This is a genomic window from Eisenbergiella tayi, assembly GCF_001881565.1.
GTDB classification, from domain to species: Bacteria; Bacillota; Clostridia; order Lachnospirales; family Lachnospiraceae; genus Eisenbergiella; species Eisenbergiella tayi.
Genome location: NZ_MPDJ01000002.1, coordinates 112,021 through 130,301 on the forward strand (window position 1 = coordinate 112,021; position 18,281 = coordinate 130,301).

Consider the following 18,281-nt stretch of genomic DNA (forward strand, 5'->3'; position numbering starts at 1 on the left):
AGGGAAAGGGACTCGCAGCACCCGCGGCTCCTGTTCGGCCGCCTGTACATTCTGAACTGATGCGGCAGCCCAGACCCCCAGTAGGAATATAAGATTTACCCGCCTAATCCAGTTTGCAATCCATCTTTTCAATATGTATCTACACTCCCTTTATGTATTTCTGCTGTCTCTCCTTTTCTATTATCCTATTTTTGGATACAATCCGCAAGAGTTTTACAAAGTTGTATGATATCCAGCGGTTTGCTGACATGGGTGTTCATCCCGGCCGCCAGAGCGGCGGAGATATCGTCATTAAAGGCATTGGCTGTTGTAGCAATGATGGGAATTGTACGGGCCAGCGGATGTTCTGAAGCACGTATCTGTCTTGTGGCTTCATGCCCGTCCATAACAGGCATCTGTACGTCCATCAGGATAGCATCATATTCACCGGGCTTCGAGGCAAGGAATACATCCAGCGCCTGCTGACCATCCTCCACGCAGTCTACCGCAGCGCCCTCCATGCGCAGAAGCGTTGCCGCGATTTCCTGATTGAGGGCATTGTCCTCCGCCACCAGCAGATGAAAACCTTCCAGCAGCTTTCCGGCCGGCTTTTTTTCTTCCCCTGCAAACGTCTGTCCTTTGTGCTCCAGCGCAGACTTAATGGCCGCATAGACAGAGGAACGGTAAAGGGGTTTGGGAAGGAATCCATTCACACCTGCCGCCCGCGCCTCTTCCTCCACCTCTGAGATATCATAAGCGGATATCATTACAATGGGAACCGCATTCCCAACCTCCTTCCGTATACGCCGGGTTACCTCAACCCCATCCATATCCGGCATTTTCCAGTCAATGAGGCACAGGTCGATATCCCGTCCTTCCCTGTGCATCTCTTTCACCCGTTCCACAGCCTCGCTTCCGGACAGACGCCATTGCGCAGTAATTTTTATTTTTTCTAAAAGTATGGCGGTCTGTTCGCAGACCTGCCGTTCGTCATCCACAATCAGTGCCTGCAGCCCAAGCTGTGCAAAATCAGGCTCCGGACGGCATCTCTCTTCTCCTTTTTGGAACGGTAAATCCACAATACAGGAGGTTCCGCCGCCGGGTTCACTCTCTATCTGAATCTGGCCGCCCATCAGCGTGATCAAATTTCTGGTGATAGACATGCCCAGTCCGGTACCGCCAAAACGTTTGGCAATAGAAGCATCGGCCTGTTCAAAGGGCTGGAAAATTCTGCCCACAGCCTCTTTTGTCATACCAATTCCCGTATCAGAAATGATAAAACGGATGATATCAGTTGTATTTCCGTTTCTGTGCCGTGAAACATCCAGACGGATCCTGCCTCCGGACGGTGTGAACTTCACCGCGTTGGAGCTGAGATTCAAGAGGATCTGGTTAAGCCGAAGCGAATCTCCGATAAAGACGGTATCCTCACCGAAACCATCCATCGTTTCCCGGAATGCAATTCCCTTTTCCTTTGCCTGGGCATAAACGGTGGATACAAAACCGTTGACCAGCTCAAAAATATCAAAGGGTTCGTTTTGCAGTACCATTTTGTTGCTCTCAATCTTTGACATATCCAGCACATCATTGATCAGCATCAGCAGATGCTTGGAAGAAAAGGTGATTTTAGAAAGGCAGTCCTCTGCCCTGGCAGGCTCATCAAGCGAAGCCGCCGCAATTGCCGTCATACCGATGATGGCATTTAAGGGCGTGCGGATTTCATGGCTCATCCGGGACAGGAAATCGCTCTTTGCCATGTTGGCGCGTTCTGCCGTCAGCATGGCTTCCTGCAGCGCCTGACGGGAACGGACCTCTTCGGTACGGTCGGAAAACACAGTGATGAGCTGCGGTGTATTCAAATCTTCCACCCTGTAGACTCGGATCTGCATCCAGCGTTTTTCCTTGTTGGGCCTGGTATATTCCACCAGCCTTTCAAATGGCGAAACGAACCCGGGCGCACGAATTCCCTCCCGAAACGCCCGGGCATCCTCCTCTTTCAAACCTTCGTACAAATCCTCCGCATCCATAACCGTAATTCCCAGGATTCGTTCCAGATTAAGTCCGCAGTAATTAATGACTCCGGTGTCCGCCTCCCGGATGATGAACGCATCGTCGATGCTCAATGACAGCTTATCAAAAAGCCTGTTCCGGTAAACCAGTTCCTCTCTCTGCCGGTGCAGGACATATTGGGAGATCAGCAGTACGACAATCATCAACACCATAAGTATGCCGGAGCCAATCAGGTTGGTTACGCGCAGCCTTTCTGCGGTAATGCCATATCCCACCTTTTTTGCCTGTGCAACCGCAATGATCTCCCCTGTCTGTTGGAGCGCCCGGTCATAAAGGGGCTCCAGATGCTCCTGGGCATAAGCCTCGATTTCCTTTTCCGTAAGATTCTGCTGCTCACAGAAAACAAGATAATCTTTCTGTTCTGATTGTAATAATGCCAGAGTGTTCCTGAGGTTTTGCACATCCTCCGCATTTCCCAGATACAAATCATTGATCCGTGTGACCGGTTCATCCAGGGAGAGCACCAGCTCGTCCAGCTTACTGCCTGCGAATTCCACATCTTCGCTGTTATGGTGGCGCTTCAGCCGATCGGTGCGCAGCTGCATCTCCGATACGTAGAGTTTTACGTCACCGGCGGAAATTACCACCTCGAAAGGATGGTTTGAAATAATTTCTGTCTGTGCCGCAAGCCTGGCGGAGTTGCCGATGGTCATGAACAGATAGCATAGCATCAGCAGAATGAGAATTCCTGTGCTGACAACGCTTATCATCTGGCTCCGTTCCACAGAACGTTCTCTATTTTTTATCCTTTTTCTCATGAATCCTGATTCCCCGCTTTTCCAACCGCATCGTTTTCTTCCATAAGCTTTTCAAACTCTTTTACCTGAATTGGTCTTGAAAAATAATACCCCTGCACGCATTCACAGCCGATCCTGCGCAGGCGTTCCAGCTGTTCCTCTGTTTCAACGCCCTCCGCCACCACACTCAGCGACATCAGGTGCGCAAGGTTGATGATGAACCGCATGATTTCCTGGTTGACCGGTGTCACCGGCTCGCTCTGGATGAATTTCATGTCCAGCTTCAGAACATCCACAGGCATTTCATGGAGCATATGTAAGGACGAATACCCGTTTCCGAAATCATCCATTTCCACCACGAAGCCCAGTTCCCGTAGATGACTGACGGTCTCGATAATCTGTCTTGGATTTTCCGTATAGGCGCTTTCGGTGATTTCCAAATGGAGGCTGGCAGGCGGAAGCTCATATTTCTGCAGAAGTCCCATTAAAACAGCGGTCAGATCCGCGTTATAAATATCCGCCCGGGATACGTTTACGGAAACCGGCAGCGGCGGCAGTCCCCTATTCTTCCAGCTCTGCATAACGGCACAGACCTTATCCCAGACATATTGATCCAGCCGGGTGATAAAACCGTTGCGCTCAAACAGCGGAATAAACACTGCGGGAGACTGCAGCCCCCATTCCGGATGGTTCCAGCGGACCAGCGCTTCGGCGCCGGACATCCGGTTATCCTTAAGACGGTACTTCGGCTGAAGGTAGATTTCAAACTGGCCCTGTGCCAGAGCGGACTCCATGCTGTCAACGATTTCCTGCTCCTGCAGGAGCTTGCTGCGGAGCTCATCGTCATAGTAGGCAAAAAATTTCTTATATATTCCCTTGATGCTCCGAACTGCCAGCAGCGCCCGGTCACACATCCGCTCTACGGAAACATTCCTGTCCTCCACACGGTAGATTCCCCACTTCATCACAATATTCTGTGACTGGGACAACAGGTTAATCCGGCTGCAGGAATCCTGAAACATGGTTTCTGTGTAATCCCAGTTATGTTCAATGATACATGCAAACTGATCCGCATGGAAATGGCTGCAGATACCCCTTCCCTCTGTCAGAGCGGTATACTCCTGCGCAACCATCCGCAGGAGCCGATCCCCCGCAGGAATACCGAAAATATCATTGACCAGCTTAAAATTAACGATATCGGAACAGATGATATCATACTCCTTATCCGGATTCTGGTGCAGAAGCTCCCCTGCCTGCTGACAGAAAAATTCCTTGCTGTAAAGGCCGGTCAGCCGATCATACCGGAACTCATTGACGAGAGCGGCGGACTCCCGCAGGTGAATGATATTGGCAGCACGGTGCAGGATGATCTGGGGTTTGTAAGGCTTGACCACAAAATCGGCAGCACCGCAGGAAAGGGCTGTCACCTCTTCCGACTCTCCGTCATTTTGTGTGGTGACAATCACCGGGATGGAGGAAAAATCAGGGTCATTCTTGACCACGGCCAGGAACTCATAGCCATCCATAACGGGCATGACAATATCCAGCAGGATAAGGGAAAAATTTCCCTCCTCCTGCCGTAAAATGGCAAGAGCCTCCCGGCCGTTTTCCGCCTCTGCAACGTCATATTCGGTTTTTAATATTTCACATAAAAGACCTCTGTTAAGGGCGTTGTCTTCCACCACCAGGATTTTTCTTTTTGCCATCACCGCCACTGCATCCACCTCTTTATCCCGACCGGCACCTTGATGCGGCTGCCTTACCCCAGGTAACCGCAATTCACAGCATGCTCAGTACCGTAATATGTATTTTTCCGATATTTTTATCTCCCGCTGCCTTTCTTTTCCTGCATCCGCTTATATTCCGTGATATCCGCACAGTTGATCAGATAGGCGCTGTCATCTCCCCATTTCATTGGGGAAAACTGAACCTTTGCCCAGATGCCGTACTGAGGGTTATAAACCTCCATGGCGCCGGTCAGAGGGCAGTTCTCACAAGGGGCGCTGCGTCCGAAAAAGGCCTGATGACAGGCCATGCCGGGTCTGGCGGACGGATCCAGCCTGAGCAGCTTTTGATTCATATACAGCAGCTCGTAGGTATCCTGCTGAATCGCATAAATATAGGCATCCTGCATATCCAGAATAGTATTCAGCTGAACCATGATCTGTCTGTTGCGGTCGGCCTCCCGTTTTTTTGACAAAAAAGTAGTCAGCATCTGGGCGACCAGAGAAAGGATGCCAATTTCCTCCTTATTCCACATCCGCAGCCCCGTACACTCATCGAAACCGATGAAGCCGCAGAATTCCTTGTCATCGTACAGCGCGCACTGAAGGGTGGAACAGATACCCTGACTTTCAAAAAGCCGGCTCTGGGCGGGTGTGAGGGAATGGATATCCCGGCAGTAAAAAACAGAATTATCCCGAAACAGATCCTTGTAGCCTTCCACCTTCTCATAGGGATATTGCTGCAGAAACTCCTTTTGGGGTATAATCCCTTCATTACACCATTCATAGGTGTTATCCGCATAATTACCGCAGAAACTGTTTTCGAACACATAGGCGCGGCTCACATCGAAGCGCCTGCCTACGATTTCCAGAATAGTTTTGATGGCATCATCGATATCATTTGTATCATACAGAATTTGAAATACGTAATTGACCAAATCACCGGTCTTTCCGCCTGTATTCTGATCCGAATCGATGGACGCTCCCAAAGAGGAATAGCCAATCCGATCCATCGCCGCCATACTTCCGGCATCAAACCGTGCAAACCGGTTCTTGCCCCAGCATTTGGCCTGGTACAGCGCCAGATCTGCGCAGTGGTACAGCTCCTGATAGCTGCTGCCGTCCCACGGATAAACTGCCACACCAATGCTGCAGGTCACCTCAACAGACTGCTTTTCTCCCTGAAACAGGTTCTGAAACAGCTGCAGCAGCTTCCTGGCCTTATCCTCGGCAATACTGACCGACGGAAGATCCTTGAGAAACATGGCGAACTCATCCCCGCCTATCCTGCCGATCACATCCGATTTCCGCGTTATTTTCTTCATACCTGCCGCCAGCTCCGCCAGAACCGCATCCCCGAACAGGTGCCCCTGACCGTCATTCACCAGCTTGAAATTATCCACATCTATGATAAACATGGCACAGATTGTATCCGGCTTATCCACCAGGTACAGTTCCGCCCTCCGTTCCGTTTCGGTATGGTTATAAAGGCCTGTCAAAGCATCCAGCTCCGCCCTCCTGCGCAGTTCCTCCACCATCCGTTTTTCTTCGTCAATATCTGAGATTGTCCCCACCGCCCGAATCGGTGTATTTTCTGCACTGTACTGGGTCGCCGCCCGTATCCGGCACCAGATATACTGATCCTGAAAGCTGCGGATCCGAACATCAATGACCGAATCGGATATGCCCCTTTTGGCCTCTTCCATAAATGCCGCCATCGGCTCCACATCATCGGGATAAAAATTATGCAGCATTTCTTCCTTCTGCTGTCTGCCGTCATAATGCGGGGCATAGCCAAACTTTTCCAGCCAGTTCGGGGAAAAGGATATGGAATCCGCGATGAGATCCCATTCAAAAATAATGTCGGAGGACTGGTTCATAATAATTTCCAGATGTTCCAATGACAGACGCAGCTTCTCCTGTGCGTCCCTGACCTCGGTAAGATCCAGGAAAATACAGAAAAAACGTTCCTCCTTCTCATCCCCAAACAATTTTTCGCTGCTGGCAATCCATTTATAGCTTCCGTCCCTGCACAAAACCCGATAGCTTAGGGAAAGCCGATCGCCTTTTTCCAGCTGCCGTTCTGCTTCAATAAGGAAATTCTGCTGATCCGACGGATGAATCATTTGAAAAAAACGATTTTGGAACCTTTCGTCCAGTTCTTCTCTCGTATACCCAAACATGCTAAGAAAACCATCGTTGACCTCAACGATGGTATAGCTACTGTCATTCCTGCATTGCATAACCCCTCCGGGGATAAGATTTAAGAGGGCCTCTCCTTCCGGGCTGAGCCCTTTCAGCAGTCTTTTCATGTAAATCTCCTCTCAATCCTGAATCCGACTGTGCTCCTATGGCTCACCAAGATTCTTTGTATGCCATCACCGTACCCGTCACCATCGGAATTCGTTTATTGCTCATATGCATATATATTTTACTATAGCAAAAGACATAGCAAATAGCAATAGATATCCTTTTTTCGATGGAAAAAGGGAAAAGGAAAAAGCGGCAGCGTATTTCCGGATACAATCCACAAATACGCTGCCGCTGCTTTCCATTCAATTTACTTCCGCTGAAACCGGAATCCGGATTTGGATTCTCGTGTCCTCTCCTGCATTGCTGTAAATTTCAATCCCATAATCATCGCCATAGAAAATACGAATCCTGTCATTTACATTTTTCAACCCGTATCCCTTCGATTCCTGATTTATGGCCTGTTTTTCTTCATCCCCTGCAAAGCCCGGCCCGTTATCCGTAACCGCCAATACCAGTTTTTCCCCCTCTTTCCGAACAAATATACGCAGTACGCCGCGGCCATCCCGCTTTTTATCTATTCCGTGTTCCAGGGCATTTTCAATCAGCGGCTGCAGGATATTGCATATTATCTGACACGGCCTGCATTCCTCCCCTATTTCATATTCCGCATCAAAGCTGTTATTGTGCAGAGCCAGCTGGATGCTGATATAGCTCTGGGCGTTTAAAAGCTCTTCCTCTACCGTTGTGGTCGCCTTTCCGCTGTTTAAGGCTGTCCTGTAAAAGGAGGATATATCCCTGCTGATTTTAGCAATCTCCTTTTCCCCTGCTTTGAGCGCGCTCCAGTTAATAAAGGAAAGCGTATTGTACAGAAAATGGGGATTCAGCTGGGCCTGCAGCATCTTGAACTCCGCCTCTTTTTGAACGATCTGACTCCGGTATACTTCATTAACCAATACGTTCAGTTTTTTAATCATGGCGCCGAAGGCATTCGTAAGCTGCCCTATTTCATCCTCCGCCTCGGAAGAAACCTCAATGGAAAAATCCCCCTCCTCCACCTGGCGGATATGCTTCCGCAGCTTCTCCATCGGGCCTAACAGCCAGCGGCAGAGCATCCAGCTCATCAGCAGACACAGAAAAATAGCAAGAATCAATACAAGGAAGGTCGCCCTTAATATGGATGGATCGTTGATTTCCATATTTTTTTCAGGTACAAAGCAGAGCGATTTCCATCCTGTTTCCGGTATATTATTCACGAACAGAATATACTTTTCTCCGTCCAGCCTGACTTCCTGATAATTCTCCGCCTTTTCATACTCCGCATACTCCTGTGTCCCCGGACTTTCGAATATCCTATTTTCACTGCCGTCTATCAATAATAATTTTTTCTCTCCGTTCAGCATGAGCCCCAGTGATTCCGAAATACGGAACTCGATATACAGAACATTTGTCAAATCCGCCCCCTGGAAAGGATATTGGCATAACGCCGTAAGCTTTCCGTCATTGATCTTATAATTAAGCAGCATCCTGCCTGAGGATTTGTCATAATCCGGTAATTCTTCCAAATCGTAGAGATATCTGGAATGCCCTTTCAAGGTTTCATTATCCGTATATATTTTAACAAAAAGTATATTGGAATGGGAGCTTACAATACTCTCTATCGTAGGCTCCAGGCTGTTTTGAAACATCAGATACTGCTGATAATAGCTGATATTTTCCGTATTCAGGCATTGGATGATCTCGGAATTATACAACAGACTGGATATGACCGTCTGGCTCTGGGCGATTTGGCTGTTCAGCATGGTATTGGCCTGCCAGATCTGTTCCTTCACACTCTGCTTCTGCTTATCCAGTAAATTATTGTGGGCCTGGTAATAAGAATAAATTCCCAGCGGAATCAATGTGATGCTTGACGTAAGGAAGAAAGCGGCAAACAGCTTCCGGGAAAATTTAGTATTCTGAATCTTTCTTTTCAGTCCGTTCCCTATCTTCATTTCCTTTTCTCCTCCCTGCTGCCGTCTGTTGTTCATTAACCCTTACCTTCCGCATGCTATCTTCCGTGTTCCCGGAACTGAGCCGGTGACACCCCGACGTTATTTTTAAAGGTTATATTAAAATAAGAATAATTCTGATATCCCACTTTCGCGGCAATGTCAGAAATTTTCATATTTCCGGAAAGAAGCAGCTCCTTTGCCTTATCCAGCCTTGTCATTGTTATATACTTAATCAGACTGACTCCCACCTCTTTTTTAAACAGATAACTCAAATAAGAAGGGGATAAATATACCTCCTCCGCGATGGACTGCAGGCTGATATCCTCCTGATAATGCTGTTCCACAATTTCAATGACAGAGCGTATCACCTTTTTATGTTCAAAACCTCCTGCCTCCTCCGTCACAGACGTTTCCATGAATTGTGAAGAAAGAGCAAGCATCATCTTATGGATACCTGACAGAGAGCTTTCCTCAAACAGACTGTCCAGATATGTTTTAAAATCACCATAGGCTATACTGCTGTTATCAAATAATCTTTTTAAAATATTGGAATACAGATATTTGACATAAATCTGGGAATCCATAATATGAGAACGGAGCTCTTCCCGGAGCAGGGTCAGATTTTCCGTTACATAGGGAAGATTCTTATTATCCACTCCATGATAAATTTCCTTTACAATCCTCTCTATAATCTGTTCGGAGCTGCCTGATCCCGCATTGCTTTCATTCACATAGAGCAGCTGATTGCCGTCCATAAAAAAATGAAAACGAAGCATCTCTTCCATCTGCAGAAAGCTGTCCTGGAGCTCTTCACAGCCGGAAGCCTCATTCCCCATCACAACACATGCCTGCCGGACACCGCAATGTTCCAGAAATTCCATGACGGCCGGAGCGTTTTCATCCCCCTTATGCAGAAGCAAAAGAAATACCCCCTCACTTACGGTGATGCAGCTTTTCATAAGAACGAACGCATCCCTTATGCCTTCATAAAAGGATGCAATGGCCGTTTCCTTTTCATCCTGTATATCGTAAAGCTGCAGCCGGAAGGTCTCTCTGCCGTCAAGCATTTCCTCAAGCCATAACGGCGGAAGCCCCTCTTTATGCAGAAAAGCGCCAATCACATCCTCCGTTCCCGCACCAGTACGCTGCAGGCGCCTGCTATCTTCCTGTTCCCTTGTAACCGTCTCCACGATTTCGGAAAGGATATTCTGAAATTCATCCGGATCTATCGGCTTCAGGAAATAATGCAGAACCCGGTTTTCCAAAGCGGTCTTGGCATAGCTGAAATCTGCGAAAGCGCTGAAGATCACAATTTTCAGGCCTTTAAATTTCTGATTCGCCTGTACCAGCAGCTCCAGCCCATCCATAAAGGGCATTTTAATATCGGTAAAAAGGATATCAACCGCATGCGTTTCCAGGCATTTCATGGCCTCTTCCCCATTTTCCGCCATATACACCTGGAATTCATAGGGACTTTGCTCCAGAAGCAGGCTGATCCCTTCTCTTTCAATCCATTCATCATCAGCAATTAATACCGATAACATGTTTCCCTCCCTCACCTTCCAATTCCGGCGCACTCATTCCTTAACGGAGCCGAGCGTTATTCCTGTTACAAAATATTTTTGAAGAAACGGATATACCACTAATATGGGAAGCAGGGCAATCATAATTTTAGCCGCATTCAGAGTCTTGTTGGAAGACTGCATGATATTTTCCAGCTGCCTCGGATCCGTAATATTGGTGGTATCCGTAGGAATCACCAGCTGCTGTATATAAGTCATCATCGGAACCTTGGACGGCGTATTGATATATATCATTCCGTCAAAAAAGGAATTCCATTGGTTAACAATACTGAAAAGCGTGATTGTAGCCAGGCAGGGAAGGGAAATCGGAAGAAATATCTTAAACAGGATATCCACATGGGACGCCCCATCCATGATAGCTGCTTCTTCCATACCCGGACTGATATTGCGGAAATAGTTCATGAGCAGGATAACATTATAAATCGGAACGGCTCCGGGCAGCACCAGGGACCAGAAGGAATTAATCAGTCCCAAACGGCTGACCGTCAGATACAGAGGAATCAGTCCGGCTGAAAACATCATGCAGAAAATCAGAATCCACATATATACATTGCGTCCCCGGAACAGCTTCGGAGATTTTGACAGAGGATACGCCATCAAAACCGTCAGCATAAGGTTCAGGCCGCCTCCGACAATGACACGCAGGACGGACACGCCGAAGGCAGTAAAAAATCCGCTGTCCTTCAGCAGCATCTTATAGGATGCAAGGTTAAATCCTTTGGGAAGAAGAAAAACCTCCCCTGCCGCCGCCCTGGATTTATTGCTGAAGGAAAGAGACAGCGTATTCAAAAAAGGAATCAGGCAGGTAAGGCTGACAGCCACAACAATTATGACAATCAGATAATGTCCCAGTTTTTCTCCGGGTCTTTCTTTTATTTTCATAGTTTGCATCACCTTTCTCACTCTGTCAGAAAATCCGGTAGTTGGCAAATTTCTCCGCCAGCTTATAGGAAATAATTATCAGCAGGAAGCTTATGACGGATTTCATCATCCCCACGGCGGTCGCAAGGCTGAACTGGGCATTCTGCAGTCCCATACGATATACATAGGTATCTATAATATCCCCTGTCCGGTATACAAGCGGATTATACAGGTTGAATACCTGGTCAAAGCCTGCGTTCAGAACATTGCCCAGACTCAGTGTCCCCACCAGCACTATCGTGCTCACAATGGAGGGCAGCGTTATATAGATCAGCTGTTTGGATCTGGTCGCCCCGTCAATGGCGCTTGCCTCATAAAGAGTGGGATCAATCCCTGCCAGCGCGGCAAGAAAAATAATACTGTTATATCCAAAGCCCTTCCATACATCGGAAAGTATCACTATCGGGCGGAACCATGTATTGCTGCCCATGAAAATAATGGGCTCTATCCCCACACCCGAAAGAAGGGTATTAATAATTCCTGATTTGGAAAAGATATCCGCAATAATGCTTCCCAGGATTACCCAGGATATAAAATTAGGCAGATAAACAATCGTCTGAAGTGTCCTTTTTAACAGTTTACATCGGATTGCATTCAGCATCAATGCGAAAACCAGAGGGACCAGCAGATTTAATATCATTTTGGAAACAGCAATAACCAGAGTATTTACAAATATCTGCCTGCTGTCGGGCAGCTGGAACATAAATTTAAAATTATCCAGCCCCACCCACTTTGATCCTAAAAGGCCTTTTGCCGGAAGGAAATTCTGGAAGGCCATAATAAGCCCCGCAAGCGGTATAATGTTAAATAACAATATAAAAATCATGCCCGGAGCTATCATAGCATGAAAAGTAATATTAGCTTTTCTGTTTTTCACGTTGCCTCCTCCTTACAACAGCCGGATGTCTGCTTTCTGCAGGCATCCGGCTGCCGTCAGCTCTTCATTATCAGCCCTGATTCTTTACTATTTCAGTCGCTTCCTGCATAATCTGATCTCCGCCCAGTGATTTCCACTGGGATACAAATTCGTCAAAATAATCCAAATCCTTTTCTCCGGTTATGATTGCAAGCAGCGCTTCATTTTCCAGCTTTTCCAAAGAGGTCCATCTGGCCGTCATAGAATCTGTCATGGCAAAGAAAACACAGTTGTCCGCCACCTTGACATTATCCATGCTTGCCACCTCATATCCGCCTGTACGGGCCATATAGCCTGACCACTGATCCCTGTTTGCTTCCGGATCCTCTTTATACTTAAGCCTTGCCTCATAAACCGGCACCATGACATCACTGAGAATGCTGGGATCCTTTGTTTCTTCCGCTTCATTCAGCGCCGCATATTCTTTGGGCATATAATCCTGCTCGGAGAACTGCAGATTAAGAGGGATGATTGTCTTCCCGTCTGCAGGAGTCCCCCTGTAGGGATAAGCATAACCCTCCGGCAAATCCTTCACCGGCTGCAGCCACTCGCTCAGCTGGCTCTGAAGCTTCATAATGGCTTCCGGATGAGGGAAATCCTTTCTTACCACCGCCCAGTATGTATGGATTTCCTGCTGATATGTTTTAAATTTCCCGTCTTTATCCAAAGGACATAAATAGGGCTGCCAGTCGGCATCCGGATCATTATTTACACTATCCTGCAGGGTATACGGCGCCCACCAGGGTCCGAAAATAATACCGCATTTTCCTGCTGCCAGAGGAGAGTTGATGTCATTAGGGTTCCTCACCGCAAATTCCTCATCAATCAGCTTATCCGAATACATCTGGCGGAGTGTGGCAAGCGCTTCCTTTGTTTCCGGCGCGATAGTACCATATGTCACATTGCCGCTTTCATCTTTGAGCCACTGACGGGGATAGGAGCCGTAATAACCGAAAATAGGATCCATGGTATGATTGGAATTATAGATGCCTCCCACCCTCTGGTCACAAAGAAGGCCGATGGTATCATTCTGTCCGTTTCCGTCCGGATCCTCCTCCACAAAAGCCTTTGCTACCGCCTGAAGCTCTTCCAGCGAACCGGGCTCCTTCAGTCCCAGCTTATCAAGCCAGTCCTTCCTGATCCAGGTAAAGGCATAGGAATACCCAGGTACATAGTTGGAAATAGCCTTCAGCTTTCCGTCAAACGTACAGGTATCGAATTTCCGGTCCCCATAGGTATCCAGCACAGCCTTATTGTAAGGGCTCATACCGATCTCGTAAGCGGAGTCCAAATCGGCTACCAGATCCGATTCCACAAGCTGTGAAAGAAGGACCTGATTGGGTACCATCATGATATCGGGCATCTGGCCTGAGGTGATAGCCAGGCTGACCTTCTGGGAAAGCGCCGCCTCATCCACTGCCATCCATTCAACCTTCACATCCATATTCCAGCGTTCCTTATAAAGGCGGGTGAATTCATTATCTTCCAGAGTATCACCCTCCGGAAGGTTCATATCCTGCGGATTCCCCAGGCCTCCAATGGTGACCGTCAGCGTTTCCTCATAAGGATCATCCCAGCCTGCCGGAACCGGAATTCCGTCGGAAGGCATATTTTCTGCACCGGCACTGTCGGAATTACTCTCGTTCTGTGTTCCTTCCGGCTGAGTACCGCCGGTCTGTGCATCCTGCCCGCATCCCACCATGGAAACCGCCATGGATAAGGTGAGCAGTATCGCCGCTATTTTCTTTTTCATTGCATATCCTCCTACTTTTTCTGTTGAGCTCCCGGGCAGCTCCTGTATCTTTATACTAATGGCTCAAAGTACTTCCAACAAGATTAGGTTTTTTCGATTTCTTTTTATTTTTTATGATTTTATTTCTTTGGGCTGTTTTCTTTAAGGATAATTTCAGCCACGGAACATGCCGGAAGGATAAAGCTTATCCCGCCGTCCTTTCTTTTGATTTCCTGCAATTCATTCAGCTTTATATTTTCCGGATTGTCAAAGGTATTATGAGCGGCCATATCTCCCTGAAGGATTCTTCCTTCCATAATCTCCGGGGTATAGCCCAGAATATAACAGTCTATCTCTTCCGACCGGAAAGGAGACAGATTGCTGACAGTCAGATGTAACTCTCCGTCCTTTATGGACGCTGTGTGGGATAAGGAAGGGATACGGCTCTCCTCATCCCCGATTTCTTCTGTCTCCAGCCAGCTTCCAAGCAGAGAGGCATCCTGATGGCCTTTATACAGTTCAAAAACAAAGTAGGTGGGCGTAAGTATCATATGCCGGCCTTCCGTAAGGATAATCGAATGAATTACATTGACCATCTGCGCCAAATTAGCCATTTTCACACGATCCGAGTGCTTATTAAAAATATCCAGCTGCACCGCTGCCAGCAGGGCATCCCTGACCGTTCCCTGCTGATAGAGAAAAGCCGGATGGGTTCCCTCCTCCACTTCATACCAGGCTCCCCATTCATCCACCACCAGCCCTACTTCATGAGCGGGATCATATCTGCTCATGATTTCACAATGCTTTTCGATCAGCTCATTCATACGCAGGGCACGTACAAACCCCCGGTAATAATCCGACAGTTCAAACTCCGTTGCTCTTTTTTTATGCTCCCAGGTATTAGGCTGTGTATAATAGTGAAGAGAAATACCGTCCATAAGACGCCGATTTCCTGTATAAGCTGCGGTCTTCATCACGCCTTCCGTCCATTGATAGTCGGCAACATCCGCTCCTCCGGCTATACAATACAGCCGGTTATCCCCATAATTCCTGCAGAAGGTACGGTAACGGCGGAATTCCTGTCCATACTGCTCCGGTGTCATATTGCCTCCACACCCCCAGTTCTCATTTCCCACACCCCAATATTTTACACGCCATGCTTCGGGATGCCCGTTTTCAGCCCTCAGCTCTGACATGGGTGAGCTTCCGTCAAAGGTCAGGTATTCAATCCAGTCACTCATTTCCTCCACGGTACCTGAACCTACATTTCCGCATATATAGGGTTCGCAGCCTATCTGCTCACACAGCTCCATGAACTCATGCGTCCCGAAGGAATTGTCCTCCACCACATCACCCCAGTTTGCATTGACGATTTTTTTACGCTTTTCCCCGGGGCCGATGCCGTCCTTCCAATGATAGTAGTCCGCAAAGCAGCCTCCCGGCCACCGCAGTACCGGCAGCTGTATCCGCCGCAGGGCTTCCACCACATCACACCGCATGCCCTTTATGTTCCTGATATCAGAGGCCTCTCCCACATAGATTCCTTCATAAATTCCTCTGCCCAGATGCTCGGAAAACTGTCCGTACAGTTCCCTGCTGATTTTGCTCTTTCTGTCCCATGCATTGATGACAAGCTTTGCCATATTCTTTCCTCCTCACTTTGGTAAACGGTATTTTATTGTGCAATCATATGATAAGAGGATATGGGGATGGTTATCAATTTCAAATAATTACGTTTTGATTATATTTTTTATGGAAATCTGCTCCGAAAGCTCCGATGTCTTCTGCCTTCTGATATCGCAATAGTACATTTAATTATCCAAATAAGTATAATTGCGCCAATGGATCAAAAAAAGCATCTCTGAGTGAGGAGATGCCTTTTTTTGATCCATTGGCGCAATCATACATTTGATAAATCCTTCTTCACCGTCCTGCGGTATTCAACAGGCGTCACTCCGAATCTTTCTTTAAACAACCTGGAAAAATACTGGCTTTTCCGATATCCAATGAGTTCCATAACCTCATGGACTTTTAATTCGGTCTGCTCCAGAAGTTCAGCCGCTTTCTGCATCCTGATATCCGTAATATAAGCAGATAAATTCATATTTGTTACTTCCTTGAAAATCTTGGACAGATAAGCCGGATGGAGATGCACGACTTCTCCCAATACATCCAGAGAAAGATTCTGATCAAAATTTTCATATATGTAATTTTTCACGTAGGAAATCAGTGCGCTTTTATCGCCGGCCAAGCAGATTTTGTCCTCCTCTTTTTTCTCCTCCAACACAAAATTCTTCTGCAGGATACGTTCCAGCGTTTCCACCAGGTCGCCCTTAAGGACAGGTTTTACCAGATATTCCGACACCCCATAATGCAGCGCCTGCCTGGCATACCCGAAATCACTGTAGCCGGATATAATAATTACTTTTGTCGGGTATTTTTTCTCATCAATGAATGCGGACAAATCAAGTCCTGATATCCGAGGCATTTTAATATCGGTTATCAGAAGCTCCGGCACGAATTCCTGAAGGATATCCCTGGCCATGGAGCCTCCGTTTGTGACGAAAACCTGATCAAATCCATAATCCCTCCAATCCACCAGTTTTTGTATATATTCGGCCATATATAATTCATCATCAGCAATCAACAGCTTCATTTTCCGTCCTCTTCGGTAAAATAGTAAAGGAAACCAGTAAGCCTCCCCAAATACTCCTGCCGAAACGCAGTCCCGCAGAACTATCATAATAATTAATCAGCCTTTGGTTTACATTCCACAACCCTACGCTTTCTTCCTCATCCCGGTTCTTTTTATGCAGGTTTTCCAGCAGCAGCTCAATCTCCTTTTCAGACATTCCATCCCCGTCATCTGAAATCTCAAACCGCACGGAACCGTCCGGCAATTTATAGATTTTAACAAATAAATACTTGGCATTTTCTCTTTCTTCAATGGCATGTTCGATGGCATTTTCAATGACAGGCTGCAGAATCAGAGGAATTATCGGTGTGTCATACAGGGACTCGGAAACATTTATATTGTACGTCAGGCTTTTGCGCATAGCCATAATGGACAGATAGGCTTTTGCATAGGATACCTCTTCCCCGATGCTTGTTATTGCCTTCTTTTTGGTACAATACCTGTAATAGTCCGCCAGATGAACGGCCATTTCCGTTACAGCCTCCGGTTTATCCGCCACTGTCACGATATAGGACAGGCTGTTATAAAGAAAATGGGGATGGATCTGAAGCTGCAGCTGACGCAGCTCCGCCTGGTTTCTGAGCTGCTGTTCTTTTATCGTGGACAATACCAAATCGCCGATTCGGGATACCATCTGATTGAACTGCTGGAAGACATAGGAGAACTCATTATCCGGCAGCACCTCAATCTGGGAGGTGAAGTCACCGTCTTCCACCTGCCTGAGCTTTTCCGTAATTATTTTAAGCTGGAGAAGGATATTTTTGTAGTATAATACCATAAAAATGAAACCGACTGCAAGAATCACTCCCAGCAGCCTTGTGGTTATCCCCATCATATCCATAATAGGCTTTCTCATTTCCTTCAGGGGATAATAGGCGACGAGTTCAAGCCCGTTTTGTACGGCTCCTGATTTGATAATCTGGTATTTTTCGTTGTCAACAGCCAGTTCGAAGGCTTCCTTATCCTGTTTTTTCACCAGCCCTGCCAGCAGATCCTGTTCCATACCATCGGCAGAAAAGAGGCTTTGTCTGTCAGGGAGCACAAGAAGAGTCCCTCCGGTTCCCATACCTGAAGCCATATTTTTGATTTTATACAGGTAGTCCCGTTCCATCTTAATAAAGAGAAAGGGTTCTTCATCTGCTCTTATCCAGTCCGCCGAATACCGTCTTACGTAATACACCTCCTTTTCCCAGTAGATCCACTGGTTATTTTCCGCTCTTTCCAGCATTTTCCGCCTTACGTCCGATTTATTCAGTGTGGAAATGAGGTAATTCTGTTCCGGCCAGTACAATATGAATTCTGACATGCCCACATTGCTTCTCTGGCGTCTGTTCAGATACTCTTTGATATTTTTTACACCCATGACATATTCATAGGGATCATATTCCTCCATGACCATAAGCTGCAGTTCTTTCAAATCATTACTGTTCAGGATTCCGTCCGCTTCTATCTCTATTTCATTGATCTTCTGTTCCAGAAGGGCCCTGGCATATTCCATCTGAATCTGCGCCACGCGCATAAGTGATTCCCTGAGACTGATGGCGCTGTACCGGTATAAAATTAAAAAGCTCGCAATTATCATAATGAGAAAAAAACCAAAAATAATAAAAATTGATTTTATTTTTTTCATGCCCACCCCAATACCGGCTCCGCCGTCTGTTTTTCTCAAAAAATTATAGC

11 protein-coding genes are annotated in these 18,281 nt (G+C 47.1%); all 11 read right to left on the reverse strand.

Annotated features, from left to right (window positions below):
• Positions 1-185 precede the first annotated feature (185 nt).
• The 11 genes from BLA28_RS09120 to BLA28_RS09170 all read right to left on the reverse strand — a co-directional run bounded on the left by BLA28_RS09120 (position 186) and on the right by BLA28_RS09170 (position 18,231).
• Positions 186-2,807 (reverse strand): response regulator, encoded by a 2,622-nt coding sequence (locus tag BLA28_RS09120; protein WP_071699069.1) that lies wholly within the window; start codon positions 2,805-2,807, stop codon positions 186-188.
• Positions 2,804-4,492: a two-component system response regulator gene (locus tag BLA28_RS09125; RefSeq protein ID WP_071699192.1), complete on the reverse strand. Its 1,689-nt coding sequence runs from the start codon at positions 4,490-4,492 to the stop codon at positions 2,804-2,806. The genes BLA28_RS09120 and BLA28_RS09125 overlap by 4 nt, the downstream gene beginning before the upstream one ends.
• A 116-nt stretch (positions 4,493-4,608) precedes the next feature.
• Complete coding sequence (locus tag BLA28_RS09130) at positions 4,609-6,822, reverse strand: sensor domain-containing diguanylate cyclase (RefSeq protein ID WP_071699070.1); 2,214 nt, start codon at positions 6,820-6,822, stop codon at positions 4,609-4,611.
• 243 nt (positions 6,823-7,065) lie between these two features.
• Positions 7,066-8,754, reverse strand: a complete 1,689-nt coding sequence (locus tag BLA28_RS09135; RefSeq protein WP_169897223.1) for a sensor histidine kinase — start codon at positions 8,752-8,754, stop codon at positions 7,066-7,068.
• 56 nt (positions 8,755-8,810) lie between these two features.
• A complete protein-coding gene (locus BLA28_RS09140; RefSeq protein ID WP_071699072.1) occupies positions 8,811-10,298 on the reverse strand; it encodes a response regulator in 1,488 nt (495 codons plus the stop codon).
• Between the two features lie 33 nt (positions 10,299-10,331).
• Positions 10,332-11,219, reverse strand: a complete 888-nt coding sequence (locus BLA28_RS09145) for a carbohydrate ABC transporter permease (protein ID WP_069156915.1) — start codon at positions 11,217-11,219, stop codon at positions 10,332-10,334.
• Between the two features lie 25 nt (positions 11,220-11,244).
• On the reverse strand, positions 11,245-12,135 hold the full coding sequence (locus BLA28_RS09150; protein ID WP_044968590.1) for an ABC transporter permease: 891 nt from the start codon (positions 12,133-12,135) through the stop codon (positions 11,245-11,247).
• Positions 12,136-12,205: 70 nt separating this feature from the next.
• On the reverse strand, positions 12,206-13,927 hold the full coding sequence (locus BLA28_RS09155; RefSeq protein ID WP_069156914.1) for an extracellular solute-binding protein: 1,722 nt from the start codon (positions 13,925-13,927) through the stop codon (positions 12,206-12,208).
• Positions 13,928-14,046: 119 nt separating this feature from the next.
• Positions 14,047-15,549 (reverse strand): alpha-N-arabinofuranosidase, encoded by a 1,503-nt coding sequence (locus tag BLA28_RS09160; RefSeq protein WP_069156913.1) that lies wholly within the window; start codon positions 15,547-15,549, stop codon positions 14,047-14,049.
• A gap of 257 nt (positions 15,550-15,806) precedes the next feature.
• On the reverse strand, positions 15,807-16,562 hold the full coding sequence (locus BLA28_RS09165; RefSeq protein WP_071699073.1) for a response regulator transcription factor: 756 nt from the start codon (positions 16,560-16,562) through the stop codon (positions 15,807-15,809).
• The gene (locus BLA28_RS09170) at positions 16,543-18,231 is read right to left on the reverse strand and encodes a sensor histidine kinase (protein WP_069152769.1); all 1,689 of its coding nucleotides are present in this window, start codon (positions 18,229-18,231) and stop codon (positions 16,543-16,545) included. The genes BLA28_RS09165 and BLA28_RS09170 overlap by 20 nt, the downstream gene beginning before the upstream one ends.
• Positions 18,232-18,281 lie beyond the last annotated feature (50 nt).